Source organism: Catenulispora pinistramenti, assembly GCF_018274385.1.
In the GTDB taxonomy this organism is placed as follows: domain Bacteria; phylum Actinomycetota; class Actinomycetes; order Streptomycetales; family Catenulisporaceae; genus Catenulispora; species Catenulispora pinistramenti.
This window is the reverse complement of the sequence record NZ_JAAFYZ010000157.1, coordinates 1-26,093: the sequence shown is the minus strand read 5'-3', so window position 1 is coordinate 26,093 and position 26,093 is coordinate 1. Positions and strand designations below refer to the sequence as shown.

15 protein-coding genes are annotated in these 26,093 nt (G+C 72.3%); 4 read left to right on the top strand and 11 right to left on the bottom strand.

Features of this window, described 5'->3' with window-relative positions; all coding sequences use genetic code 11:
• The first annotated feature begins 205 nt into the window (after positions 1 to 205).
• Positions 206 to 3,619 (top strand): S8/S53 family peptidase, encoded by a 3,414-nt coding sequence (locus tag KGQ19_RS33740; protein ID WP_212016850.1) that lies wholly within the window; start codon positions 206 to 208, stop codon positions 3,617 to 3,619.
• 115 nt (positions 3,620 to 3,734) lie between these two features.
• Here the strand turns inward: KGQ19_RS33740 and KGQ19_RS33735 are convergent, their stop codons facing one another.
• The 9 genes from KGQ19_RS33735 to KGQ19_RS33695 form a co-directional block, all read right to left on the bottom strand.
• Positions 3,735 to 5,555 carry a hypothetical protein gene (locus tag KGQ19_RS33735; RefSeq protein ID WP_212016848.1) on the bottom strand — a complete coding sequence of 607 codons (1,821 nt, stop codon included), beginning with the start codon at positions 5,553 to 5,555 and terminating at the stop codon, positions 3,735 to 3,737.
• Positions 5,552 to 9,223 (bottom strand): DUF5682 family protein, encoded by a 3,672-nt coding sequence (locus tag KGQ19_RS33730; RefSeq protein ID WP_212016846.1) that lies wholly within the window; start codon positions 9,221 to 9,223, stop codon positions 5,552 to 5,554. Before KGQ19_RS33730 ends, KGQ19_RS33735 begins: the two co-directional genes overlap by 4 nt.
• The gene (locus KGQ19_RS33725; protein ID WP_212016844.1) at positions 9,207 to 10,409 is read right to left on the bottom strand and encodes an AAA family ATPase; all 1,203 of its coding nucleotides are present in this window, start codon (positions 10,407 to 10,409) and stop codon (positions 9,207 to 9,209) included. The genes KGQ19_RS33730 and KGQ19_RS33725 overlap by 17 nt, the downstream gene beginning before the upstream one ends.
• Before the next feature lie 26 nt (positions 10,410 to 10,435).
• Entirely contained in the window at positions 10,436 to 15,658 is a 5,223-nt protein-coding gene (locus tag KGQ19_RS33720; RefSeq protein WP_212016841.1) for a hypothetical protein, read from the bottom strand.
• Positions 15,655 to 16,527: a DUF4132 domain-containing protein gene (locus tag KGQ19_RS33715; RefSeq protein ID WP_212016839.1), complete on the bottom strand. Its 873-nt coding sequence runs from the start codon at positions 16,525 to 16,527 to the stop codon at positions 15,655 to 15,657. The genes KGQ19_RS33720 and KGQ19_RS33715 overlap by 4 nt, the downstream gene beginning before the upstream one ends.
• A gap of 111 nt (positions 16,528 to 16,638) precedes the next feature.
• The gene (locus KGQ19_RS33710) at positions 16,639 to 18,339 is read right to left on the bottom strand and encodes a phosphodiester glycosidase family protein (RefSeq protein WP_212016837.1); all 1,701 of its coding nucleotides are present in this window, start codon (positions 18,337 to 18,339) and stop codon (positions 16,639 to 16,641) included.
• A 100-nt stretch (positions 18,340 to 18,439) separates the two neighbouring features.
• A complete protein-coding gene (locus KGQ19_RS33705) occupies positions 18,440 to 19,117 on the bottom strand; it encodes a hypothetical protein (RefSeq protein ID WP_212016835.1) in 678 nt (225 codons plus the stop codon).
• Between the two features lie 110 nt (positions 19,118 to 19,227).
• The gene (locus KGQ19_RS33700) at positions 19,228 to 20,067 is read right to left on the bottom strand and encodes an SDR family NAD(P)-dependent oxidoreductase (protein ID WP_212016832.1); all 840 of its coding nucleotides are present in this window, start codon (positions 20,065 to 20,067) and stop codon (positions 19,228 to 19,230) included.
• 91 nt (positions 20,068 to 20,158) lie between these two features.
• A complete protein-coding gene (locus KGQ19_RS33695) occupies positions 20,159 to 20,998 on the bottom strand; it encodes a MaoC/PaaZ C-terminal domain-containing protein (RefSeq protein WP_212016830.1) in 840 nt (279 codons plus the stop codon).
• A 101-nt stretch (positions 20,999 to 21,099) separates the two neighbouring features.
• Here KGQ19_RS33695 and KGQ19_RS33690 point away from each other — a divergent pair, with 101 nt between their 5' ends.
• Positions 21,100 to 21,573, top strand: a complete 474-nt coding sequence (locus tag KGQ19_RS33690; RefSeq protein ID WP_212016828.1) for an SCP2 sterol-binding domain-containing protein — start codon at positions 21,100 to 21,102, stop codon at positions 21,571 to 21,573.
• Between the two features lie 82 nt (positions 21,574 to 21,655).
• Here the strand turns inward: KGQ19_RS33690 and KGQ19_RS33685 are convergent, their stop codons facing one another.
• Positions 21,656 to 22,021, bottom strand: a complete 366-nt coding sequence (locus KGQ19_RS33685) for a VOC family protein (RefSeq protein WP_212016826.1) — start codon at positions 22,019 to 22,021, stop codon at positions 21,656 to 21,658.
• Positions 22,022 to 22,192: 171 nt separating this feature from the next.
• The gene (locus KGQ19_RS33680; protein ID WP_212016824.1) at positions 22,193 to 23,734 is read right to left on the bottom strand and encodes an MFS transporter; all 1,542 of its coding nucleotides are present in this window, start codon (positions 23,732 to 23,734) and stop codon (positions 22,193 to 22,195) included.
• 136 nt (positions 23,735 to 23,870) lie between these two features.
• Here KGQ19_RS33680 and KGQ19_RS33675 point away from each other — a divergent pair, with 136 nt between their 5' ends.
• Both KGQ19_RS33675 and KGQ19_RS33670 read left to right on the top strand, forming a co-directional pair.
• Entirely contained in the window at positions 23,871 to 24,482 is a 612-nt protein-coding gene (locus KGQ19_RS33675) for a TetR/AcrR family transcriptional regulator (RefSeq protein WP_212016822.1), read from the top strand.
• Between the two features lie 124 nt (positions 24,483 to 24,606).
• Positions 24,607 to 25,548, top strand: coding sequence for a DUF2797 domain-containing protein (locus tag KGQ19_RS33670; protein ID WP_212016820.1), 942 nt, complete (start codon positions 24,607 to 24,609; stop codon positions 25,546 to 25,548).
• Positions 25,549 to 26,093: the final 545 nt, after the last annotated feature.

Sequence of the window (26,093 nt, the reverse complement as noted above, 5' to 3'; positions counted from 1 at the left end):
ACTCCCGACAGGTCTCCCACACATCCGCCCCGACCAGCTCACCAGTCCACTCACCCTGCATAACAGCAGTCTGACCCCACCGGAGAACCGACGAGGTCAGAACGCATGATTTTCATGAGTCTTCTAGCGCGATCGCTGAGCGGGAGCGAGAATCGGTGGCCGGGCACCGCGACCCGCAGTGCCCTTATACCGAATCGGAGAGTAGATGCCACTCCAACGCCGGCGCCGACGCGCCGCGGTGACCTCCGTGTGCGCGGCGGCACTCATTCTGACGGCGATACCCACGAGTACCGCGTTCGCGGCTGCGCCGCCCGCCGCCGCGTCGCCCGCCACCGGGGACCAGCCGGTGATCGTGGTCATGGCGAACCAGTACGCGAACCTGCCGGACACCGCCGCCTCGCCCGGCGTCAAGCAGGCGGCGATCGCCTCGGCGCAGGCGCCGTTGCTCAGATCGCTCAAGTCGGCCGGCGGGCGCAACGTTCGGCCGCTCAGCGTCATCAATGCCCTGAGCGCCACCGTTTCGCCGGCTGAGGAGCAGGCGCTGCGTAGCGATCCGGCCGTCGCCGAGGTCGTTCCGGATTCCGCGATCAAGGTGCGGACCGGGTCGGCGCTGCCGGGGTTGCCGTCCGCGGCCAAGGGCGGGCCGACCGCGTCGGTGTCCGGCGCCGGTGCCGGGGCCGCGACGCTTCCGCAGGGCACCTGTGCGGCGAACGGCGGGGTGCAGCTGAATCCGGAGGCGACCGAGGCCGTCAAGGCGGACTCCGACGTGCCCGGCGCGAAGACCGCGCGCTCGCTCGGCTTCACCGGCGCCGGGGTCACCGTCGGCGACATCGCCGCCGAGATGGACGTCAACACCCCGGACCTGATCCGGCCCGACGGCTCGCACGTCATCTCCGACTACCAGGACTTCACCGGCGAGGGCGGGGACGTCAACGGCGGCAACGAGATCGAGTCGCTGCTCGACGACGGCATGATCGCCGCGCAGGGCGACCACGTGTACAACCTGCAGGACTACACGGCCTCGGCGCTGGGCAAGCCGTGCCTCATCCGCCTGGAGGGCGTCGCCCCGGGCGTGACGCTGGACGCCTACAAGGTCTACGGCGAGAACGACTACACCACCACCTCGGCGTTCCTGGAGGCCATCGACCACGCCGTCAGCGTCGACCACGTCAACGTCCTGAACGAGGAGGCCGGCAGCTTCCCGATGCCGGACACCAGCGCCGACCTGATCAAGGCCGCCAACGCGGCGGCGATGGCGGCCGGCGTCACCATCACGGTGCCCTCCTATGACGCCGGGGACCAGAACACGATCTGGTCGCCGGCCTCGCAGCCCGGCATCATCGCGGTGGGGGCGTCCACCACCTTCCGCTCCTACGCGCAGTCCGACACCGTGGGCTTCGACAACATCGGCGCGACGGGCTACGTCAGCGACAACATCAGCTCCCTGTCTTCCGGCGGAGCCACCGAGCAGGGCCGCAGCATCTCGGTCGTGGCGCCCGGCGACCTGGACTGGATGATCTGCACCGCGGACAAGGCCGCCGCGCCGAACTGTACGAACACCCTGGGCAAGCCGAGCCCGGTGTTGCAGGAGGGCGGGACCAGCGAGGCCGGTCCGCTCGTGGCGGGCGTCGCAGCGCTCGTCATCCAGGCCTACCGCGCCGGCCACGCCGGGGCCAGCCCGACCCCGGCGCTGGTGGACCAGCTGATCGAGAGCACCGCGGACGACCTCGACGTGGTCGGGTCCGAGCAGGGATCCGGACTCGTGGACGCCTACCGCGCGGTCCAGGCGGCCAAGTCGGTGCGCACCCCGGACGGCGCCGGCCAGGCCACCGGCAACACCCTGGTCATGAGCGCCGACCAGTTCGACGCCACCGCGGCGCCCGGTAGCGTGCAGCACTTCAGCACCAGCCTGACGAACACCGGCACCAGCACGCAGACGGTCAGCCTCGGCGGCCGCACGCTCAGCCCGAGCGTCGACGTCGCGAACCGCACCGTGCAGCTGGCGAACGGCGGCTCCACCTACGTGGATCAGTCCGGAGCCGCGAACAACTACCTCAAGGTGACCTTCCAGGTCCCGCCGGGCCAGGACCGGCTGGACTCGAACATAGCCTGGCCGGGCACCGGGCAGCCCGCGGTGAACCTGGTGCTGCTCGACCCGAGCGGCGAGCTCACCGCCAACAGCCTGCCGAACGGCAACGGCAACCACGGTCATGTGGACGTGCACAACCCGGTCCCCGGCACCTGGACCGCGGTGATCTCCGACTTCGCCGGTACCGCCGGATACACCGGGAAGGTGCTCTTCAACGCCGCGGTGGCCCGGTTCGTGCCCTTCGGCCAGGTGAGCCCGTCCACGGTGACGCTGCGGCCGGGTCAGAGCACGAACATCGCCGTGAGCGCGAAGACCCCGGCGCGCGCCGGCGACCTGAGCGCTTCGCTCACGGTCAGCTCGCCGCAGTCCGGTCGTAGCTCGATCCCGATGACGCTGCGCTCCGAGGTCGCCGTGGCCGGCGGCGGCGTCTTCGCCTCCGACATCCAGGGCGGCAACGGTCGCGGCCAGGTCCCGGCGCAGAGCGAGTTCTTCGTCGTGAACGTCCCGGCGGGCAAGCCGGCGCTGGACGTCCGCACCGCGCTGGCCGACCACCGGACCGACCCCTACTACGTCTACCTGGTCTCGCCCGACGGGCAGAACCCGGCCCGGGCGTCGAACCTGACGCCTGAGGGGAGCGGGAGCACTCAAACGACCGTCGCGAGTCCGGGTACGCAACTCAGTGTGCTGAAACCGCGGGCCGGCCAGTGGACGATCATCGTCACCTTCACCAACCCGGTCAGCGGCGACGCCCTGGACACCCCCTTCACCGGGGAGGTCGACTTCCACGGGCTCGGGGCCACCGCGACCGGCGTCCCGCAGGGCGGGGTCTTCGCCCACGGCAAGCCGGTGACCATGAGCTTCACCGTCCACAACACCTCGCAGGGCATCGAGTCCTACTTCCTGGACTCGCGGCTGGACCAGTACGTCACCATGCCGCTGGCCTCGACGACGCCCACCGCGAACCTGACGTTGCCGCTGGCGGGCACCACGCCCGCGCCGCAGTGGATCGTGCCGACGCAGACCAGCCAGCTGTCGATGGCGGCTGTGTCGACCGCTCCGATCCAGTTCGACAGCTCACCGTTCAACGGCGATCCGGACGTCGGCTCCACGGCCGTCGGCAACAACGCGTTCGCCGGCTACCAGCCTCCGCACACCGGGGAGAGCGTGACGCAGGGCGACTGGGATCTGATTCCGCAGCCGAGCGGCGCTTTCGGCGCCACGACCGGTACGGCGAACTCCACCGCGACGCTGTCCATGACGGCCGTGAGCCAGGCCTTCAACGCCGACGCGGTCTCCAGCACCGGTGATCTGTGGCAGGCCGGGGTGAACCCGGGCGCGGCCTTCACCCCGGTGATCGTGCAGCCCGGCGGGCAGGCCACGGTGACGCTGACGGTGACTCCGAGCCAGGTGCCGGGGACGGCGGTCTCGGGCGTCGTGTATCTGGACGACGCATCGGCGCTGAGCAACAACGGGCCCTCGCCGACCGGTGACGAGCTCGCTGCCTTCCCGTATCACTACACAGTTCAGTAGCAGCAGTTCAGTAAGAGCAGGTAAGCAACAGCAGGTAAGCAACAGCAGTTGAGTAAAGCCGTAAGACGCCGCGCCCGCCGATCTTCACCGGTGGGCGCGGCGTCTTGCTGAGGAGCTACTCCTCCCGGCATCCCCAAGCCGTGACGGCCAGGTGTGCCGCAGCCGCGGACGCGAACAAGGCGGCGCCGAGCCAGGCCTGGGCGAACACCCCGACGGTCTCGGGGACGGCGCGGCCGTAGGCGTCCCGGTCCGGGGCCGCTGCTGTCGTCGCGAGGTGGGTCAGGACGGCCGCCGCGTGCGGCATGCCGGCCGCGGCGAGCCGCCGGGCGTCGTCGTGGACCGAGGCCAGGCGGGCGGCGCGGCGGCCACCGGCGGCGGTCCGCTCGATGGCTGTCCGGAGGTGGTGCAGCGGGATGGCCGCCGTGGCGTCGGTCGGGCGCGGCGGGAGTTGGGCGGCCCGGTCGGGGGTGTCGTCGCCGGGGGTGATCATCGAGCTGTGCAGGCGGTCGACGCCCAGACAGACGCGTCCCTGCCAGGCCTCCGGCAAACGCAGGATGCTCTGCGTCGGGTCCGGGGACACGGCGATCGGCAAGACGACGCCGGGCCGTTCCGGGTCCAGGCGGGCGATCAGACGGATCCGCAGACCGGTCGCCTGGCTCAGGATCCGGAGGTTGTCCGCGTAGGCGAGGGCCTTGTGGTCGGAGGCGCCGCGCAGGACGGCGAACCGGTCGCCGAGGCGGACCGGGACGTCGCCGGGTTTGGTCCCGGGCCCGGTGGCCGCGGCGTCGGCGCCGAGGATTGTCGCTGTCACGAACAGCAGGTCGTCGCCGATGCGGGGCGCGAGGCCGGTGAGGACGCGTTCCAACTGCTCGCCGATCGGCTCGGCGAAGCGGGCGTTGATCGGCCCGTCCCACCACGACGCGCCGGACGCCCGCACCGCGCGCACCCCCGCGCCGTGGCTCAGGCTGCCGTCCGCCGAGGCCGCGGCCCCGCTGACGATCACGCCGTCGCGGACCAGTTCCCGATGGCTCAGCGCCGCCCCGCCGAGGCCGACCGGACCGTCGTAGGCGTTTTGTACCTGCGCCGGACCGCCCGGCGTCACGGCCGGGACGGACCAGGCCCCGCCGTCGGTGTCGACCACGCAGGTGACGACGCCGGCCATCCCCGAGCCGGCGATCACCGGCTCGCTGAACACCCCGACCAGGCGCAGGCCGCCCTGTTTCTCGTGGTGTCTGCGGGCGGTGCCGCGCAGGGCCTGCAGGGTAGCCGGATCAGTGCTCGTGGACAGGGCGTGGAGCGTCGCCATCAGGGCACGGAGTTCGTCGGCGTAGGCGGGCAGGCTGTGGTCCTGGGCCCGGCCGCGATATCCGCGCAGCTGGGCCGCCACCCGGTTGCCGATCGCCGCCGGAAGGTGGAGCCCGGCCGCCCGCGCGGTGTGGACCGCGCGGCGCAGTGTGGCCTCGGTGGCCAGACCCGCACCGACCAGGCCGGTGTCGAGGAGCTCGGCCGCCGCGGCGCGCAGGGCTTCGACGGCGGCTTGCTGGTCGGGACTCAGCGCCGCGGGTTCGTCCGGTGCTTCTTCGGCTGAGGGACTTTCGGGGGCTTCGGGACTTTCGGGCGGGCCCGGGTCCTCCGGCGCTTCCGACACCGGGGCCAGCCCGAGCACCGCCGCGCGATGCAGACAGGCCGGAGCGAGCAGGCACGAGCACACGGCGTCGTCCGCGGCCCGGACCGCGCCGTCGCGGACGGTCAGCACGACGCGCGTGTCCTCGTCTACTGTCACCGTGACCGTGTTCGTGGCCTGATCCGCGGTGGCCTCCCAGGCCGCCGCCTTGCCGACCATGGCGTCCAGCCGCTTGCGCAGCCTCGGCGACAGGGCGTCGATGGCGTCGGCCAGCACCGGAGCGGCGACCGGGGGCAGATCCTGCTCGTTCATCGCGACCGCACCTGTTCCCCGACCCACGCGGCCAGTTCCGTCGGGCTCAGCGCGGCCACGGGCATACCGGCCGAGACCAGCGCCCCGGCTGTCCCGGTGCTGTAGCGGGGCCGGCCGTCGTCGTCCAGGCTGGCGCAGCCCAGCAGCGTGCAGCCGGCCTCGGCCAGCGCCCGGACCTCGGCCAGCAGGGTGCCCAGCGGCGCCCCGTCCTCGAAGTCGCTGATCAGGACCACCATGGTCCGGGTCGGGACCGTGACCAGCGGGCGCGCCGCCGCCAACCCGGTCGCGATGTGCGTGCCGCCGCCGACCCGGACCTCCATCAGCAGCGACAGCGGGTCGGCGGCCCGGTCGGTGAGGTCCACGACCTCAGTGGAGAACGCGAGGAAGTGCGTCGTCAGCGCGGGCAGCGCGGCGAAGACGGAGGCGGTCAGCGCCGACCAGATCACCGAGGACTCCATCGATCCCGACACGTCGACCACGAGGATGATCCGCCAGTCGCTCTGCCGGCGCGCGCGGGTGTGGAAGACGGGCCGCTCGGGCAGCAGCGTCACCGTCGCGTCCGGCGCGCGCCGGGCCGTCGCCAGGTTCGCGCGGATCGTCCGGGGCAGGTCGAGCGCCCCGGACGGCCGGTTCGTCGGCAGCGGCGAGGTCAGCCCGGTCAGTGCCGGGCGCAGCCGGTGCGCCAGCTCGGCGGCCAGCTGCTCCACGATCCGTTTGACCAGCGGCCGCAACCGCGCCACGGCGCTCTCCGGCAGCCCGCCGGCCAGACTCAGGACCTGGCGCAGCAACTCGACCGAGGGCCGCACGGCGGCCGGATCGAGCTCGGCGACGGCGTCCAGCCGCCCGGCCGCGGCCGCCTGGCCGAGGACTTCTTCCCGGACGCTGACCCCGAACAGGTCGGCCAGGTCCTCGGACCACTCGCGGACCGAGGGGTAGGGGCGCTCGTTTCCGGCGCCGGCGCCGGGCCGGGCATCGTGGCCGTGGGCCGCGCCTTCGCCTTGGTCCTGGCCGTAGAGCTCGTCCAGGGCGGTGGCGTAGCGCAGGCCGGAGGGCGGCAGGGCTTGCCGGTCGCGGCCCAGGAGCAGGCGCCAGCGGGTTGGCGCGGACAGTGTTGATGCGGACAGTGTTGATGCGGAGAGTGTTGATGCCGGGGTGGTGGTCGGCGGCTCGGCCGGTGTGGTCGATGGCGTCGTCGTTGTGGTCGGCGCCGTCGGGTCGGCCGTGATGGTGCTGGGGCTCACGGAATCAGCAGCCTGCGATGCCCGCGCCGGGGCCGGTCCGGGATCGGCGATGACCATCCCCGCAGCCGCGAGCGCCGCCTGTCCAGCCCGATCGGCGAGCGTCGCGGCGAGCAGCGCCTCCGGGCCGGCCTGGGTCGCCCCCCAATCCCGCACCGCCTGCCCGATCCGCTGCTCGACGGCCGCCAGCAGCCGATCGCGGGCGGCCGGTGAGACCGCGGCGAAGCCGCCGCGCAGCGCGGGGAGCCGGGACAGGAAATCCTGGTCCGGCAGCGATTCGATCCGGTCCGCCAGCGCGCCGAGGATCTCCGGGTCCGAGCCGACCAGCGGTTCGGCGGCCGTCAGCAGCCCGACGAGCCGGCGGCGGAGCGCGGTGCGCGATTCGGCGTCGGTCGCGGCGTCCAGCCAGCCCGCCGCGCGCCGGCCCAGCCGCTCGCCCGACAGCGTGCCGATCAGGGCCCTGGCACCGGCCGCGGCGCCGGAGATCAGGGGCGAGCCCTCGGCTTCCAACGCGCGCAGTGCCGCGTCCAGGCGCAGCTCCCCGCCGACGCGCCAGGCACGCATCGCCAGCGCGGCGATCGTGCGCGCCTCGCCGGCGTCGTCGCTGCCGCGCATGCCGTCCAACCGGCCGACCGCGGCGGTGTCGAGCGTGGCTGACAGCTCCGGCAGGTCGGGGGCACAGGCCAGATCCGCCGGACCGATCCCGGCAATGTGGCCGAACCGGATCGCGTCGACAGTGTCGGCGGCGGCGAGCAGTTCCGGCAGCGACGCGGACGGGACCAGCTCCCCGGCCACCGCGCGCAGCCGCTCGCCGGCGAGCGCCGGGAGCCCGCACTCGGCGGCCGCGTTGAGTCCGGCGACTGTCTCCCCGGGCGTCGGGCCGCCGGCCTCGGCCTGGCCGCGCAGTACCTGCCGCAGCCGGCCCTCGGTGGCCTGGTCGAGCGTGACCCCGTGGATCGTCAGCAGGTCCAGGTTCGCCTCGACGGTCGGCGACCACGACGCCCGCCAGCGCCGGGTCAGGGCCGGGGCGCCGTCTGGGGTGCCGACGTCGGCCGGCTCGGCGTACCCGACGCCGCACGTCAGCAGCCTGCGAAGGGTGATCTCGCGGCGCCGGTCCAGCGGCGAGCGCAGCGGGTCAAGGCGCAGGTCGCGCTGGTCCTTGGCGGTCTCGTCCGGCCCGGGAAGCCTGAGCTCCTCCAGCAACTCCACGACCGCCGGCCGGAGCCCGGACCGGGGAGCCGACGGCGCGACCCGGCCGCGGCCCTGCCCGACGAGCACGGCGGACATCGCGGCGGCGACCATCCGGCCCCGGCCCAGGGTCTCGCCCTGGGCCAGCACCGATTGCAGCGATTCCACGAGCTCGCCGCGGGCCGGCGCGGGCAGGCCGCGCAGCCGGGCGAGGTCGACCGCCAGCCGGACCACCTGCGCCGCCTCGGCCGGACCCGCCGGATGCCCGGCGGCGCGCAGGTGCCGGCAGACCGCGACGGTCTTCGCGGCCAGGGCGGCCTCGACGGCGTCGGCGTCCCCGCCGGCCTCGAAGACCGCCTGCTGCCAGGCCGGGTCGCGGATGCCGGAGGGGTAGCCGGAGCGCTCGTCCAGGAGCGGGAACGCGTAGGGGACCAGGGACATCGCCGAGGTCGTGACGGACGCCAGGGCCTCACGCACCTTCTCAGCGGACTGAGTCTGAGATGCCGTCGCCGCGGCGCCGGTCAGGGCCGGGATGTGGAACGATCCCGCCACCACCGCGACCCGCCGCCCGGCGTGCGCGGCCAGGCAGTCCCGCATCCACTGCTCACGCCGCAGATCCCGCTCCTCGACGGCCCCGGCGCGCGCCGCGTCGTGCCGGAAGCTCCAGCCGATCGCCAGCGCCGCGCGCCGGATCCGCTCCGCGCCGTTGCCCGGCGCCCGGGCCTCGACCAGGCGGTCCCACAGGTCGTCGTCGGGACGGCCGCTCGCCGCCGCCTTCATCGCCTCGGCCAGGGTGGGCGCCCCGGCCCGGGTGCCAGTCCCGGTCGCGGACCACCCTTCGTCGGCCAGCGGCAGGTCGAACGGCACCACCTCGACGCCGGCGCGCGCCGCCCACCGGATCGCGGCCAGCTCCGGGGAGAAGTCCGCGAACGGGTAGAACGCCAGGCCGCTGTCCTGCTTCCCGGCCAGCGCGACCGGCGCCCGGGTCGCCGGGTCGGCCAGCCACGGCAGCCATGCCGCCGCCTCGGTCGGCAGCTCGATGAGCAGCACCCGCGGGGCCGCCGCGTCGAGCATCGCGCCGATCGCCGAGGCGATGGCGGGGGAGTGGTGCCGGACACCGATCAGGTACGGATCCAGGGACCCGGCCAGGGCGTCGACCGCCTCGTCGGGGCCCGCGGTCTCGGCGGCCACCGAGACCACCGGCGCCTGCGCCCCCGAGGAAGCCTCAGCCCTTGAGGACATCGCGCAGTTCCCACATCCGCTGCCAGGTCCGGGCACCGTCCTGAGCCCGCCGCCGCACCGCCGAGTCCCAGTACCCGAGCAGCCGGTCGGCGTCCGCCGGGTCGTCCTTGCGAACGACGCCGAGCAGGTGCCCCGGCACCAGCGAGAGCACGTCCCGGTCGCCGGGGAAGTACGCGGCGGCCAACGCCAGCGACGTCGCCACCGCGACCGCCTCGGCGGTGGACATCACCGTCGAGGGCCGCTCGATCTCCCAGCCCTCGGCCGAGCGGCCCGATCGCAGGTCCCTGAAGGCCGTCACCAGGACGCCGAGCACCGCGTCGTCCACGCCGAAGGCGGTCTGGCCGGTGACCTTGGCCAGCGCGCCGTGCGCCTGCCGGCGGACCAGCCCGATCTCGGCGTCCGGGTCGGCGATCGGGCCGATGGTCTCGAAGTTGAACCGGCGCTTCAGGGCCGCCGACATCTCCGACACGCCGCGGTCCCGCAGGTTCGCGGTCGCGATGACGGTGAAGCCCGGCGCCGCGTAGACGGCGCCGTCGGAGGACCCCGAGAGCTCGGGCACCGCGATCCGCCGGTCGGACAGGATCGACACCAGCGCGTCCTGGACCTCCGGCAGGCAGCGTGTGACCTCCTCGATCCGGGCCACCCCGCCGCCGCGCATCGCCGCCATCACCGGCGAGGGCACCAGGGCCTCCCCGGTCGGACCCTTGGCCAGCAACAGCGCGTAGTTCCAGCCGTAGCGCAGGTGGTCCTCGGTGGTCCCGGCGGTGCCCTGGACCACCCGGGTGCTGTCCCCGCTGACCCCCGCCGCGAGCAGTTCGCTGAGCATCGACTTGGCCGTGCCCGGCTCGCCGACCAGCATCAGAGCGCGCTCCCCGGCCAGCGTGACGACGCAGCGCTCGATGAGGTCGCGGTCGCCGACGAACTTGCCGGAGACCTCCATCTTCCGCACCGGATCCGAGCCCGCCGCCTGGCCCGGCGCCGCCGCGCCGTCGGGCAGCTCCAGCACCACGCCTTGGCTTCCGCAGACGAACAGCACCACGGCGCGCGGCGTCAGCCGCCAGCCGGGCGGGCGCGGCCCGGTGTCGTACGCGGCCAGGAAGCGCAGCTCGGCGGCGTGGACCGATTCCGCCGGCTCGATCTGCCTGGCGGCGCCGCGCTCGGCGTCCGTACCGTTCTCAGTGTCCATCGATGTGCTTCCGATCCCCATGTCCCTCAACGCCTCCGGCCGGTCGTCAACTCTTCGAGCCGCGGCGGGTCGCCGTCCAGCACCCGCTGCCAGGCGGCCGCGTACAGGTCCGGGACCGGGAGCCGGGGCATGGTGGTGTTCAGCGCCGGCAGCCCCTGAGCGTCGATGCCGAGCCACCGGGACTTCCAGGCCTCGACCGGCAGGACCGGGGTCTTGAGCGCCAGCCAGCCGCCGGGCAGGAACAGCGTCCGGCCGGCCCGCGGCCGCGATCCGGTCACCACCAGCGGCGACGCGCCGAGCTCGGCGCGCGCGGCCTTCAGCCGGGCCGGCTTCCAGCCGGTCCAGGCGGCGGTGTCGCGGTCGGTCGGATCCGGCAGCGCGAGCACCATCAAATACAGTGCGGCAGCATCCTGCGACAGCTTCAGGCGCGCTGCCGCCCCGGTGACCAGATCCGGCACCGACCGGGTCGGATCCTGCGCCGGATAGGGCTCTGCGGCCTCGGGAACCACCATCAAGGCGTCGAGCGCTTCGCTGAGCAACGTCCGGATCACCGGGACCGCGTCGGCCCCGGACCCGGCGGTCAGCACCAGTTCCACCGCCGGATCATCGGGGCCGCTCAGTTCCCCGGGCACCACCAGGGTGCTGAGCCAGCCCTCTCGGGACTTCGTCGCCCGGAACGGGCCGATCTTGAGCCCGTCCTTCGCTTCCGGGTCCGGGACAGCCTTCACCCCGAGTGCGGCCTCGATCTTCGCCGCGCCCTGGAAGTAGCCGCCGGTCAGCCGGGTCGCCGGGTCGCGGAACCGGGTCCGCAGCAGCTCAGTGGCGCCCGGGAGCGCGCCGCGCAGCGGATCGCCGTAGGGCAGCCGGTAGGCCAGCCACAGCAGGGCCCGGACGATGTCGGAGATGGCGAGCGCGTCCAGTCCGGAGGGCATGCCGGGGGTGCCGGCCACGCCGGGGGTTTGCAGCAGCTCCCACGACTCGATACCGGCGACCCCTTGCAGGATGTCGGCGACCGGCAGCCGGGCCTGCCAGGTGTACCGCGGTTTGAGCGCCGCGTGCGCCTCGGTGAGCAGTTCCTCGGAGACCGCGACCCGCTTGCCGAACTTCGCGGTCCACCAGACCGCGGCGGCCTCGATGTCGGGCCCGCGCTCCCACAGTCCCGCGACTCCGGGGCCGGCCAGCGCGCCCAGCAGTTCGGCGGAGGTCGCCACCGGGAACCGGTCGAAGCGGTTGAGTGCGGCCTTCGCCTGAGCCGGTTTGAGGCCGAGCCGGTTACGGGTCTCGGTGTCCAGCTTCCCCGCTCCGTAGGAGATGACGCCGGGGAGCCCGGCCAGGGCCAGCGACGCCTCGGCGGAGGTCATCCCGGTCGCCGCGGCCAGTTGCCCGACGGCCGCCGGGTCCCAGGCGATCGGGCCGGTCGCGAGCAGCCCGGCGACCTGCTCCAGCAACCCCTGCGGCCACTGCGGGATCGGCGTCTGCCCGGAGACCGCCCAGCCGTCGGCCACCGCCTCGAACGTGTCGGCGCCGGTGAGCTGGACGCCGCGCCAGAAGCTGGTGTGCTTCAGGCCGTCCCATTCGCTGCCGGTGTCGCAGAACACGATGCAGCCGTCGGCGGTGCGCAGCACCTTCCCGGTGGTCGCCTTCTTCTTCTCGAAGTCGCCGTCCAGCCGCACCACCCGCAGGCCCCGGAGCGCCGAGCCGTGCTCCAGCAGGCCCGAGGCGGCGACGGCCTGGACCAGCTCGGTCAGCGTCCGGCGGACCGGCTCGGCGGACATCGGCGAGGCGGCCCGGTAGGCCAGACCCGGCAGCGCCGCCAGCAGCTCGACGGCCTGCCGGACCTTCTCGCCGTCCCGCCACTGCTTGCTGATGTCCCGGCCGTGGAACGCCGAGACCAGCCAGGACAGGGCGACGCCGGGCGGTGGCGGGGCCTGTCCGTAGGAGGAGGAGCCGATGATGACCAGGCCCGTGGTGACGTCCTGGAGCGTGTCGTTCCACTGCGGACGGGTCAGGCGCGGATCGACGGGATCGGCCTCGGTCTCGTCCTGCGCGGTGCCGTCCAGCGTCTCGCTGATCCGCGCGATGTCGGCCTCGCGCTCGACCGCCTCCAGGACGTAACCGGCGATGCCGAGGACCAGGTTCGGATGCGTGATGCCGGGCAGCGCGGCCTTGACCGCCTCGGCGACCGCGGCGATCCTGGTGGTGGCCTTCTCGGTGGTGGACTCCTCGGGTGTGGCCTCCTCGGGTGTGGCCTCCTTGGTCGTGGCCCCCTCGGTTGTGGCGTCGTGCAGGGCCTGCTTCGCAGCGTCCATCAGGGCCCTGGCTCGCTCGGCGTCCAGGGCCCGCAGGAACCGGGACCCGGCCTCGTCCCGCGGGACCAGGTAGTCCCAGAAGCCGAGCGGCGGGACACACCAGGTCCCCTTGGCGAATTTCGGAGCCCGCAGTCCGACCTGCAGGTCGGCGATCCGGCGGGCTCCGCCGACCGCGGTGGTGCGGGAGGTGTCTGTGAGGGTGAGGTACGTCAGCTGCGCCTGGTTCTGATTCCCGGGCGTGGTCAGGGCTCTGGGCGCGTCGCCGCCGGGGAACGAGACCAGGGCGACGGGCAGCTGGCCGCGGCCGGCCGGGGTGAGGCGGACCGAGCGGCCGTCCACGGCCTCGCCGACGATCGTTCCGTCAGAGCCCTGATGGGCACGCCACCCGAGCACGCCGTTCGCGGTCCCCATCGGAGAGGTCTGGGTACCCGGCGCCGTGGGGCGGATCCAGCACAGGTTCCGCTGGAGGGAGCGGCCGGAGGGCAGAGCGTCCTCGAAGAAGGACGGCATGCTGGTGCGGCCGACGGTGCCGGTGGCCGGATCGAACTCCTGCCAGTCGTCACGAGCGGCCTGACCCCGGCGCCAGTAGGTCGTCCCGTCCGAGAAGACGTCCGCCGACTCGTGCAGTTCGGTGTCGCCGGCCCGCAGCGGGCGGTCGCCGGCCGAGCGGCCGTGCCCGGGTACCTCCATCGAGGAGAACTGGTCGTAGACGTAGCCTCCGAACGTGGCCCGGTCCAGCTTCCGCAGCGGGCTGCCGGACCAGTAGGCGCCGCTGGAGCTGCCGTAGCTGTACCACATCAGGAGCAGCTGGCCGTCGGCGAAACGGATGGTGGAGTTCCACAGCCGCGTGCCGGTCGGGATCGACGCCGTGTGTTCCAGGACCGTCCCGGTGCCGTCGACGACGGCGATCTCCACGCCCTTCTTCACCACCAAATACGGCCACTGGGTGAAGATCTCGAAGGCTTCGCCGCCGGCCGAGGGGAGCTCGGAGCCGTCGCCGGTCAGCTTGGCGCAGGCCGCGTCCAGCGCGGGCCACGAGTACTCGTCAAGGATCCCGAAGCGCAGAGCTTCGGCCAGCAGCGGGGCGACGTCGAACGCCGCGACCTTCTGGAGCGCTTCCGGGTTGACCGCCGCGGTCTTGGCCGAGAGCGCACGGCGGATCTGGCGCAGCGCGTCGTGCAACGGGGACAGGCCGTCTTCGCCGACCTCCGTGGCGCGCCGGTCCAGCCAGCGCCGGACGCCGATCAGCAGGCCCGGTACTGCCTGGAGTTCGGCGAACCGGCCGGCGATGGGGCCGTTTCCGGAGCCGCCGGCGGGCGAGGAGCCGGTGGCGAACCGGTCCATGGACCGGTCCAGGGCCGGGCCGAAGACCGGGTCGGCGGCGAACGCGGACAGGTCGCGCTGGTCGGGGGTGTCGGCGGCGTCGAGCCAGTCGCCGATGTCGAAGTGCCAGGCGGGCTGGTTGTTGGTGCCGGTGCCGGTGCTGGTGTTGGCGGTCGTGTTGGCGCTGGCGTCGGTACCGGTGACCGGCAGGCCCAGCTCCAGGCACAGGTCGATCAGGTCGACGTCGATGCGGCGCCGGTCGACGATCGCCAGCGGCCTGCCCTCGGCGCGCAGCCGCGGTGCCATCCGGGTCACCAGGTCGAGCAGTTCCGGCAGCCGGGTCGAGGCCCGGTACCAGCGCCAGCCGCGGGAGCGGTTCTTGACGAAGCGGCCGAGCCAGCCGGCGGCGCCGTCGGCCGGCTGGGCTTCGGCGGGCGCTGATTCGGTGGGTGCTGCTTCGGCGGCTGCTGATTCGACCGGCACTGAATCATTGGACCCTGATTCGCTCGGCGCGATCAGCGAGTCGATCGCCCCGCAGTCCGCGAGCAGTCGCAGCCAGAAGGTGTCGGCCTCGGCGTTCGGGGCGCCGGGGAAGGCCGGGTTCATCGCGAGCAGCTTCCCGCGCACGGCCGGGTCGGTCTGGGCCAGCCGGGCCAGCGCGGCCGCGTAGGAGACCCAGAACGGCTTCGCCGCCTGGGCCAGCGCCGGCTGGTCCAGCAGGTCGCGCAGCAGGCTCAGCTCCTCGGCGGCGACGTCCAGCCCGGCGGCCTTGGCCAGCCGCTTCATGTCCGCGGCCAGCCCCGAGTACGGCGGCAGGCCGCCGCTGGTCCGCTCGGTGACCAGCAGCCGGAAGCGCCGGAACGCCTCCGGCGCGGCGGTGCGGGCCGACAGGGCCCGGGCGTACTCGCTGACGGCCTTCGCCGGCAGCGCGCCGTTGAGCGCGAACTCCAGGAACGACTCGGCCAGCACGTCCTCGTCCACGGCCAGGCCGTGGGCCCGCTCGGCGTCGCGGGCCTTGGTGAACATGGTCGCGGCGTAGGTCTTGTTCTCGGCCGCCAGGAACATCCGGCCGACCTGCTCGTAGTAGGAGGGCAGGAAGTGCGGCACGGCGGCGGCCAGGCGCTTGCCGAGGGCGTCGAAGCCGTCCTTGGCCGAGCCGGGCTTGTTGCGCGCCAGCCGGCCCAGGCTCTCGATCTCCTTGACCAGGGCCAGCGCGTGGTGGCCGTTCGCCGGGTCGTGCACCAGCGCCCAGGCCGGGAAGCCGAGCGACTTGCGCAGGACCACGCCGACCTCGGCGACGGCGACGGCGACGTCGGCGTTGTCCGTACCGGAAGCGGGCCGGTCGAAGCCGAGGAACTCCATCGTCAGGTCCTCGGCCTCGCCGAGCGAGCGCGGCACCAGGCGCACGACGGTGCGGTCGGTGAGCGCCGGGTGGCGATAGGCGCGGGCCTGGAGCACGTCTTCGCGCTCGCCGGGCTGGTCGCCTTCCTTGCCGGTCCAGGGGATCACCGCGCCGGCGTCCAGCAGCGCTTCGGCGGTGGCGGCGGTGGACGTCGCAGTGGTCGATGTCCCCGGGCCGGTGGACGTTCCCACGCCGGTCGATATCTGTGTGCTCACTTCGTCTCCTCCGCGTCCTTCACGACCCGGCCCGCGTAGAGCGCCGCAGCCATCCGCACGCCCTCGGACCAGGCGATCGGCCCCACATCGAGCAGCCGCAGGGAGGACCGGTCCGCGGTGAAACTGAGCGAGCCGGTCTCGGTCTCGCCCTCGTAATACGCCTCGCCGCACCAGACCCGGGCCTCGACGGTCCGGCCGTCCTCCAGGACCCGGCAGACGGCCTCGCCGCCGCGCACCTGGTAACCCAGCGACGTGGCACGCCCCATCAGATGCCGGACCTGCTCGTAGCGCCCGCCTTCGTAGGCGTCATACGCGCGGGCGTCGGGGCGCAGATCGGCGGGCCGGTCCCATGTCTCCCGGAACAGCTGGTCGAAGGACTGCGTCACATCCAACTCGGCGGCGAACTCCCGCAGCTCGCTGAGATCGGGCAGCAGTACCGGATGCGGCACCGCCACGCGCTCGGCGGCCAACCGGCGGGTGTCGCCGTCCAGCGTGACGACCCCGATCCCGCGCTCGTCGGCGGCCCGCAGGAAACCGACCTCGGCGGTGTCCCAGTGCCCGGCGCCGTCGACCTCGGCGACGACCAGGTCGGTCAGCACCGCCCGCCACGCCTCGTCCGGCCACACCCGGGCCAGCAGCGCGGCCGGCACCGGCAGCGACCGGAGCATCCACTTCTCGATCTCGGTCCGGCAGCCGCGCTCGTGCTGCGACAGCCACTCGGTGAGCTGTCGCAGCTGGACGACGGCGGCGTCGTCCTTGAGCTTGGCGGGTATCGAACGAAGCACCTTGCCCGCACCGTTCCGAGCCACGACCTTGCCGCCGTCGAGGGCCACCTCGTACGACGGGTCGGCGGTGGAGATCCACCCCATGTCGGTTCCTCCCCAGGGTCTGTTGACCAGCTGCGCAGGAACCTATCTGAAGTCGCCGACAGCCATGGTCGGTGTTTGTGCCGGGTGTGATCGTTACGGCAGTACCTGGCGTTACGGCAGCACCTGGATCGTGTCGCCGACGGGCCGCTCGCCGGTGGCGTCCGAGGTGTTGTTCACCAGCCGGCCGTCGACCGCCATCGCCGTGGAGCCGCCGCCGTCGAGGTTCAGGGCCTGGACGGCGCCGAGCGAGCGCATGAACTCAGCCTCCTCATAGAGCGTGAAGCCCTCGCTGCCGGCGGTCAGGCGGCCGTCGACGGTGACCAGGATCAGGTCGCCCCTGGCGTCGACACCGGCGATCGTCCGCGGCTGGCGGGCGTTGGCCCACTGGTAGTTGAACGACAGGTCCTGCGGGTCGACGACGCCCTCGTCGGCGGCGTCGATGGCGATCCGGCCGTCACGGAGCAGGCGCGGCGCCGCGCTCACGATGCTGTCATTCGGGCCCAGACGCACGGCGCAACCGGTGGTGCTGTCGATGATCCGCTCGTTGACCTTGAGCCGCTGCCCGACGACCGCGTGGGCGTTCAGCCAGGCGGCGGCGGTGCCGATGCCCTGGAGCACGGTGCCGCCGGCCGGGACCGCGCCGCCGCGGGCGCCGACGGAGAGCACCTTGCCGGAGGCGTCGAGGACGGCCTGGGTGCCGGCGCCGGTCGGCAGCGGGGCGGCGAACTCAGGCGTGAACTGCACCAGGTCGTTGGTCTCGTAGCAGTCGACGTCCTGTTCGGGGTGCGTCGTGGGGGTGGCGTCGGGTCGGCCGCAGTCGCGCACGATGCCCGGCACCCGGTTCACGCCTTCGACGGCGAAGGCCGCGGCGCCGGAGCGGACCGAGGCGGTGCTGGTCAGGTTGGCGATCTGGTAGCCGCCCTTGCCGTCGTTCTTGACGACCAGCGCCGCCCGGTCACCGGAGGAGAGCGACTGGACCTGTCCGTCGTAGGCGCCGAGCCCGGACTGCGTGCCCTGGACCCCGTCGGCGTTCGAGGTGACGAAGAACCCGCCGTTGACCCCGACCAGCGACCCGAGCTGGGCGGCCACCGACGAGGTGGTCGCGCGCTGGGCGACGTTCCCGTCGTGGGTGGCCTCGACGGTGCCGTGGAAGGCCCCGCGCGCGATGACCGCGACGTGGATGTTCTCCCGGTCCGCCGGAGTCTGCGCGTCGTAGCCGGTCCACTCGGTGATGGCGGCGAACCCGGCCGCGGCGATCGCCGACAGCTCGGTGGCGGCGGCACCGCTGCTCGGGAACTCACCGACCCGCACCCGGTACCCCATCAGCCCGCGCGGCGTGTCCGAGTAGCCGGGCCACCGCACCGCCTCGACCCGCGCCGTGAAGCCATGGGCGGCGAGCTGCGCGGCGGTCGTCCGGGCCCAGGACTCGGACTCCACTTCGGCCCGGGCCGGACCGAGGGTGACCTTGCTGGTGACGGGCTGCTCGAGGGTGACGGTCCAGAAGGGAGCAGAACCCTGGTTCTGGAGCGTCACGGTGCTGACCCGCACGCCGGGTGCGACGTTCTGCGTGTTCCACTGCTCCATCCCGAGTCCGGCGACGAAGGCGGAACCGGAGCCGGAGGCGGAGCCGGCGGTCAGGAGACGACCGGCACCGGCGTCCGCCTGAGCCTGCGCCGAGGTCCCGCACACTCCGAGCGGCACCGCCAGCGCGAGGACCGCCGCGGAGGAGAGCGCCACGCGGCGGCGCGTCCGGCGGGTATCAGGGACCGATGGGGCGGACGTGCTGGACAGACTGCTCTGCGGGCTATTCATGCGGAAGATATGACCTCGGCTCACCTAACGAGCGGCTTCGGAGACACGACGGGCCGGGTAACGGTCGGCGACGATCTTGCCGGCGGGCGGCGGGCGGCGGTCAGTCGGCAATAGCCGGTCCCACTTTGTTCACGATGACCCGGTCCGCGCCATAGCGCGCAGCGATCGTGGCCGCCCACTTGCCCGGGTCGTCGACGCCGACATTGACCCGGCCGTCCAGCCCGGGCCCGTACTCGTTGATCCGCAGCCCCTTGGACTGCCAGTAGGAGGCGTCCGCACTGATCTTGTCGCACACCTGCTGAGCATCAACGACGGTGTACTCGGCGTCCCTGAACACGACGTTCGTCGTCGGCAGCGCGTGCCGGACCGCGGCGTCGAGCCCGGAGCCCGGAATCCGGTAGATAACCAAAGCGTATGGCGTCTTGTCCCCAGGCCCGGTCGGCTGCTGAAGTTCGAGGCCGGCAAAGGAGCTCGCAAAGTCCTGCTTCAGCGTCGGCTCGACGATCTGGATCGCGGCATCGAGCGTGTTCTGCCCAGGCGGCTGCCCCGAGTTCCAAGTGGAACCGCTGGCGCTCGGCGCTGTCGGCGACGCGCCAGGAACCGGCGCGCTGCCCTGCAGGGTGGGTGACGGGCCCGCTGTGCTCACGGAGCCCTTGCCGACCGGAGCAGCGCCGGAGGAATCAGCAGGCTTACTAGCGCATCCAGCCGCCAGCGCCGCAGTGAGCGCGGCCAGCGCGGCGACGCCGAAGGCGGCCCGAGCGTTCGAGACAGATCTCATTGCCCTGAGACGGCCCGCCGCTGGATATGGTTCCCGCGATCTCGGCACAACCAAAGGGCCGCCCGAAGGCGGCCCGGTGTGTTGCTGGCTCAGGTCCTCGGCTCAGTCCCTCAGGACGTCATCCCGAGCCACTGCCCACCCGTGATATTCAGCACCTGCCCGGAAACGTAGTTCGCCCAAGGCGAGCATAGGAAGAACACCCCACCCGCGGCCTCCTCCGGCGTGCCGGGCCGTCCCAGCGGGATCAGGAAGCTGGTGGCGCCGACCATCGCTTCGGGGATGCCCAGCTGGACGGTCTCGCCGCCGATGGTCATGGTGTTCTCGTCGGTCTTGGCGGCTGTGAGGCGGGTTTCGATGTGGCCGAAGGCGACGGCGTTGACGTTGACCTTGAACTGGCCCCATTCCTTGGCCAGGGTCTTGGTCAGGCCGACCACCGCCGACTTCGCCGAGGAGTAGTTCGCCTGGCCGGCGTTGCCCATGGTGCCGGAGACGGAGGAGACGTTGACGATCTTGCGGAAGACCTCGATGCCCTGCTCGCGCTCCTTCTTCGCCGGGTCGCGGAAGTAGGGGGCGGCGGCGCGGATGGTGCGGAAGGGGACGACGGTGTGGATGTCCAGCATGCGCTGGAACCAGTCGTCGGTCATCGTGTGGATCGGCTTGTCCAGGGTGTAGCCGGCGTTGTTGACCAGGATGTCGATCTTGCCGAAGCTGTCGGCGGCCTTGGCGATCAGGGCTTCCGGGACGCCTTCGGCGGTGAGGTCGCCGGCGAAGACCGCGGTGTCGGTGCCGTGGGCCTTGGCGATCTCGGCCGCGGTCTCGGCGGCGACGTCGCCGTCCAGGTCGTTGATCAGGACGCTGGCACCCTGCGCGGCCAGCAGGTCGGCGGTGGCCCGCCCGATCCCGCGCGCCGATCCGGTGACGATCGCGACCTTGCCGTCCAGGACTCCCATTTACGCTCCTTGGCTGGTGGTGGTTCTTGTCGGGAAACTGCGTGTTCTGCGCTGCGTGTGCTGCGTGTGCCGCGCTGCTCGGCCGTGTTGCTCAGGCCGAGCGGAACGCCGCCAGGCCGTCCTTGATGACGACCACGTCCGTGTCCGACGACGTCTCGAACACGAACGACCCGCCCCCGGCGCCCCAGGTCCGGGTGCTGATGTCCTGGCCGGGCAGCACCGGCCGGGCGAAGCGTACGGCCAGCCGCTCCAGGTTGCGAGGGTCGGCTTCGGCCAGGCCGAGGACCGCGTGTGAAGCGAACGCCATCGTGCACAGGCCGTGGTTGATGATGCCCGGCAGTCCCACGGCCTTCGCGAAGTCCGGGTCCAGGTGGATCGGGTTGTGGTCGCCGGAGGGCTCGGCGTAGCGGGTGGTCTGGTCGGAGTCCACGTGCTGCTTCGCCTCGCCGACCGGCTCGGTGCCGCGCACGTCTTCGGCGAGCGCGTGACCCGGAGCCTGCTCGCCGGTGGTGGTCTCGCCCTGCGCGCCGCGGAAGAAGGTGGACATCCACTGCTCGTTGACCAGATCGTCGTCGGGAGTCCGAGTCTCGGACTTCACCGCGACCACGACGCCGGCCGAGGTCTGCCGGATGCCCAGCGGGGCCGAGCGCGTCAGCAGCTCCATGCCCGGCACGATCGGCCGGTGGTAGAAGAAGTCCTGCTCGCCGTGCACCAGCATCATCAGCAGTTCCGGCGGGGCCACCGCCAGCACCGCCTCGGCGCCGGGCTCGAAGGCCGGGACCACCGCGAAGACCGGCGGGGCCAGGTCGCCCGAGCGGTGCTCGGCGATCGGGTCGTTGGTCGCCGCGGCGTAGGCGGCGATCCGCTCGCGCTCGACGGTGAACCGCTTCGGCTCGGTCCAGACGCCGAGCGCCTCCAGGTTGAAGCTCATTGCCGTTGCCCCCTTGCGGACGCCGCGCTGCCGGATCAGACTGTGACGCAACTGAACGTACCGTAGAATGATGTAACGATCCAGAGGGGAACCCACCCGCGATGACTGAGACTTCCGGGACCGCAGGACTGCCCGTCGAACTGGCCGGCTCCGACCCGAACCAGCTGGCCGGGATGGTCGGTCAGCTCTCCGACGCCGAGCTGCGGGAGGTGCTGTCCGACGGCGCGCTGCGCGGGCAGGTGCTCGACGAGATCTTCCGCCGCATGGGCGACCACTTCCGGGCCGACAAGGCCAAGGGCCAGACCGTCGCGGTGCACTTCGTCATCACCGGTGGTCCGGACGGCGGCAAGGACACCTACCAGGCGTCCATCAAGGACGGGGTGTGCACGACGTCCAAGGAGCTCACCGAGCACCCGCGGGCCACCATCACCGCCGACGGCGTGCCGTTCCTGCGCCTGGTCACCGGCGGGGCCGGCGGCGTCGAGCTGTTCTTGAAGGGCAAGCTGAAGGTCGGCGGCGACATGATGTTCGCCGCGTCCGTGGCGGGGTGGTTCGCGATTCCGGGCGGCAAGTAGTCGATCATTGAGGGACGGTGACGGCGCGCGGACGGCCTCGGGGGGCGGTCCGCGCGCCCGTCGCTATGCCGGGGCGGCAGGGTCAGGCCTGGAGCACCGACAGCCAGTTCCCCGCCGGGTCCTTGAACCACGCGATCAGCGGGCCGCCGGCCCGGTTGACGCCGTCCGCGCCGACCCCGGGCAGCTGCTCGAAGACGATGCCGCGCTCCTTCAGGCTGGCTACCGCGGCCTCGATGTCGTCGACCGGGAAGTTCAAGATGGTGAAGGTGGCCGGGGTGTGGTCCGCGCCCTTGGGGTAGACCAGGATCTCGGTGTCGCCGCCGACATGGAGTTGCAGCATGCCGTTGGCCTCGGTGACGGGGACGCCCAGGATTTCGCCGTAGAACTGTTTCGCGGCCGGGATGCTGTCCACTGAGAAACCACTGAAGGCCTTGGTGTTTGCGAACATGATGCGACCGTACCCGCGACCACCGACTACTGCCCGTCGGCAGATGGCAGTCGGCAGATGGCAGCGGGGCCCGGCGCCAGGTCGTCCCTGACACCGGGCCCCGCGGGGCGTCCAGGCGGTGCTACTTCGCAACCACCGTGCTACTTAGCCGGCTACTTGGCCGCCACGGTGCTACTTCGCAGCCACCGTCTCGTGCACCGGCAGGATCGCGATGTGGTCGGTCTCCTCGGCGAGCTCGATCGCGTGCTCGTCGACCGCCGGCATCGCGTTCTTGCCGGGCAGCAGGAACAGTGTCGCCAGCGCCGCCAGCAGGCCCAGCCCCGCGCCGACCAGCAGCGCCGTGCCGAAGCCGCTGGACAGTGCCCGGGCCGCACCGTCGCCGGTGCCGAGCAGGTGCGAGGTGCGGGCCGAGGCCACCGCGGCCAGGACCGCCAGCCCCAGCGCGCCGCCGATCTGCTGGGCGGTGTTCAGCAGGCCCGAGGCCAGACCGGACTCCGCCTCCGAGGCGCCGGCGGTGCCGGCCACGGTCAGCGCGACCCAGGCCATGCCGCCGCCCAGGCCGATCACGATCTGCGGCAGGAGCAGGTCGGTGACGTAGCTCCCGCTCGCCGGCATCCCGCTGACCCACAGCAGGCCGGCGGCCATCACGACCATGCCGGCCACGGTCGTGGCCTTGATGCCGACCTTGGCCACCAGCTGTCCGGCGGCGGTGGCGGCGACCATGATCGCCACCGCGATCGGCACCAGCGACAGGCCCGACTTCAGCGGCGAGTAGCCCAGGACCTGCTGGGTGTACAGGGTCATGAAGAAGAACGCCGGCATCAGGCCCATGACCTGGAGCATCGAGGCCACGTTGGCGCCGCGCAGCACCGGCCGCCGGAAGATCGACAGCGGCACCAGCGGCTGCTTGGTCCGGGACTCGATCACCACGAAGGCCACCAGCAGCAGCACGCTCACCGCGCCCAGGCCCAGCGTCTCCGGCGCGGTCCAGCCCACCTTCTGCGCGTTGACCAGCACGAACACGATCCCGGCCAGACCGGCGGTGACGGTGAAGGCGCCGCCCAGGTCGAACCCGGAACGCTCGCCGGAGGGCGCGCCCACCGGCAGGATGCGCGGCGCGAGCAGCGCGGCGGCCACGCCGATCGGGACGTTGACCCAGAAGCAGGCCTGCCAGCCGAACCAGTCGGTCAGCATGCCGCCCAGGATCAGGCCGACGGCGCCGCCGGCCCCGGCCACCGCGCCCCAGACGCCCAGCGCCTTGTTGCGCTCGGCCTTCTCCTCGGTCGTGTTGTCTGGGAAGGAGATCAGCAGCAGGGACAGCGCGGCGGGGGAGACCACCGCGGCGGCGAAGCCCTGGACCGCGCGGGCGCCGATCAGGAAGCCCGGGTCCGGGGACAGCGAGCCGGCCAGTGAGGCCACGGCGAACAGGATCAGGCCGCCCATGAACATGCGGCGGCGGCCCAGGTAGTCGGCCAGGCGCCCGCCCAGGAGCAGGAAGCCGCCGAACATCAGGGTGTAGGCGTTGGTCACCCAGGACAGGTCGGCCTGCGCGAAGCCCAGGCCCTTGACCAGACTCGGCAGTGCGACACCGACGATGCCGGCGTCCAGGACCAGGACGAACTGGGTCACCGCGAGCAGCGCCAGCGCCGCTCCGCGGTTGACGGTGCGGCTGCCGGGTGGGGCCGCGGCTGCGGTAGGTGCAGCAGCTGACATGGGACATCCCCTAAAAGCGGAAGGTGAGTTACGGTTCCGGTTAACGGTTGAGACAGTAGCGGAACCGTCCCTCCGGTTGTCAAGTGGAACCGGAGGTCATCTTCCGGTTACCGCCGAAGCGGTGTACCGTTCAACCATGGTCCTGTCGCAGACGCCGCCCACGAGCCGTCCCCTGCGCGCCGATGCCCGGCGCAACCGCGAGGCGATCGTCGCCGCGGCCGACGACCTGTTCCGCTGCGACGGCATGGCGTTGCAGATGGACGAGGTCGCGCAGCGCGCCGGCCTGGGCGTGGGCACCGTCTACCGGCACTTCCCGACCAAGGAGGCGCTGACCGTCGAGCTGGTCCAGGACCGGGTGGAGACCACGATCACCCGCGCCGAGCAGACCATCCAGGGCTGCGACCCGGCCGGCGCCCTGCGCCACTTCATCCGGGACATGGCGACGATGATGGGCCAGGACATCGGGCTCCGTGAGTCGTTCCAGGTTCAGGTGCTGGCCGACAACCAACTCGACGAGTGCGTGTACTACCGGCAGGACCTGCACGAGCGGAAGCTGGCCATGGTCAGGCGGGCCCAGGAGGCCGGCGTCGTCCGGGCCGACCTGGGGCTGGAGGACTTCGACGCCCTGATGTGCGGGATGGGCCAGGCCATCGTGGCCGGCGGGAACCCGACGCTGATGGCCGAGGTGCTGTTGGAGGGGCTGCGGGTGCCGCGCGGCGAGTCGGAAGGTGCCGAGGCGGGGGAGTAGCTAGCTGAGCTTGTCGGAGCCTTGCCCTAGAGTTCCTGACCATGGCGAGGAACGTGACGGCGTCCACGGCGGCGCGGCGAACCAGACTACGACGACACGGCCCGCAGCGCTCAGAATGGTAGCCGTGGAACCGACTTCGAACCCTGTCTCAGTCCCCGCGCCGAGCCCCGCGCCCGACCGCTTGTGCACCGGCTTGAGCTGGTTCGAGGACAGACCCGCACTCACCACCGTCGAGGGCGCCGACCTGCGTCTCAAAGCCCTGTCTCCGGCCACGCGCCTCGCACTGTCCTGGTCCGGCCGCCGCCGCTGCGTCGGCTGGACCGCCCCCGGCACCGGCCGCACCGCCTGTGCCGAGGACGCCGAAATCGACGGCGCGTCAACCCTCGCACAGTGCCCGGCGTGCCAGAACCGCGACCACGGCCTGGCCATCGCCCGCGACCGCATCACCGACGACGGCCGCCCCTACCAGCTCTACCTGGCCTGGTTCGCCCCGGGAATGCTGAAGGTGGGCATCACCGGCGTGCAGCGCGGCGTGGCCCGCCTCCTGGAACAAGGCGCCATCGGCTACACGGTGATCGCCACCGGCACCCTCCCGGCCGCCCGCCGCGCCGAACTCACGGTCTCGGCCTCCGGCATGGCCAAGGAGCGCTACCGATCGCGGGCGAAGGTCGAGGCCTGGTGGGGCCTGCCGGAGAGCGACGGGCTCCACTCCGCGCTGACAGAGGGGCGGATCAAAGCCCTGCGAATGCTCGCCGACCACACCCTCGACACCATCCCCGACGGCCCGCTGGTCGACAACACGCAGTTCTTCGGACTCGGCGACGGCGCCCCGGCGACATACCACGAGGTCGAGGCGCTGGAAGACAGCGGGAGTCTGAGCGGCGAGGTGCGCTCGGTGATCGGCAAGCACGTGTTTGTGACGATTGAGGACGGTGCGCAGGTGCTGCTGGACACACGGCTGCTTGCCGGGCGGCATACGGCACTCGCTGACGCGGGAGGGATGAGCGGGGTGCGGACGGCGGAGCGGCGGCGGCCGCTGGTCTACGACATGCCGACGCTGTTTTAGGCGCTGTTTTAGGCGCTGTGCGTGGGAGGGGTGCGTGGGAGGGCGCGCAGGAGGGGCGCGCGAGGATTCGGGTGCTGCTATGGGCTGTTTGGGGTTCGGATTCTTTCTTTGGTGGGGACTGGAGTTTGCGGGCCGGGTTGCGGTTGGGTTGTGGGTTTTAAATGCCTTTTACGGCCTTCGGTCATAGTTGTGCCGGTTCGGGGTTCGGGTCGGCGGGTCTGTGACTTGGCTGCCGGTTTTCGCGTTCACGACCCCGCCGCACCTCAGGCCTCTTCAACTCCAGCAAGTCAGAGCAAGGGCACAGGCAAGATCAAGAGCACAGGCAAGATCAACAGCAAGGTCAAGGTCAAGGGCTGTGGTGAAGGGCCGGGCCTCCGGCGGGCCTCGGCAACCTCAGGGAAACTAGCGCCAGTCCCTCGGGTGGCCGATCTAGTCTCAGCGGCTGCGGTTTGTGGGGTGGTGCGGTCCGTTCCCCTCGGTCGCGTCGTCAGCCCGGGGGGTACAGCACCGGTGTCCGGGGGTAAAGTCCGCGCGCGGCGGACATG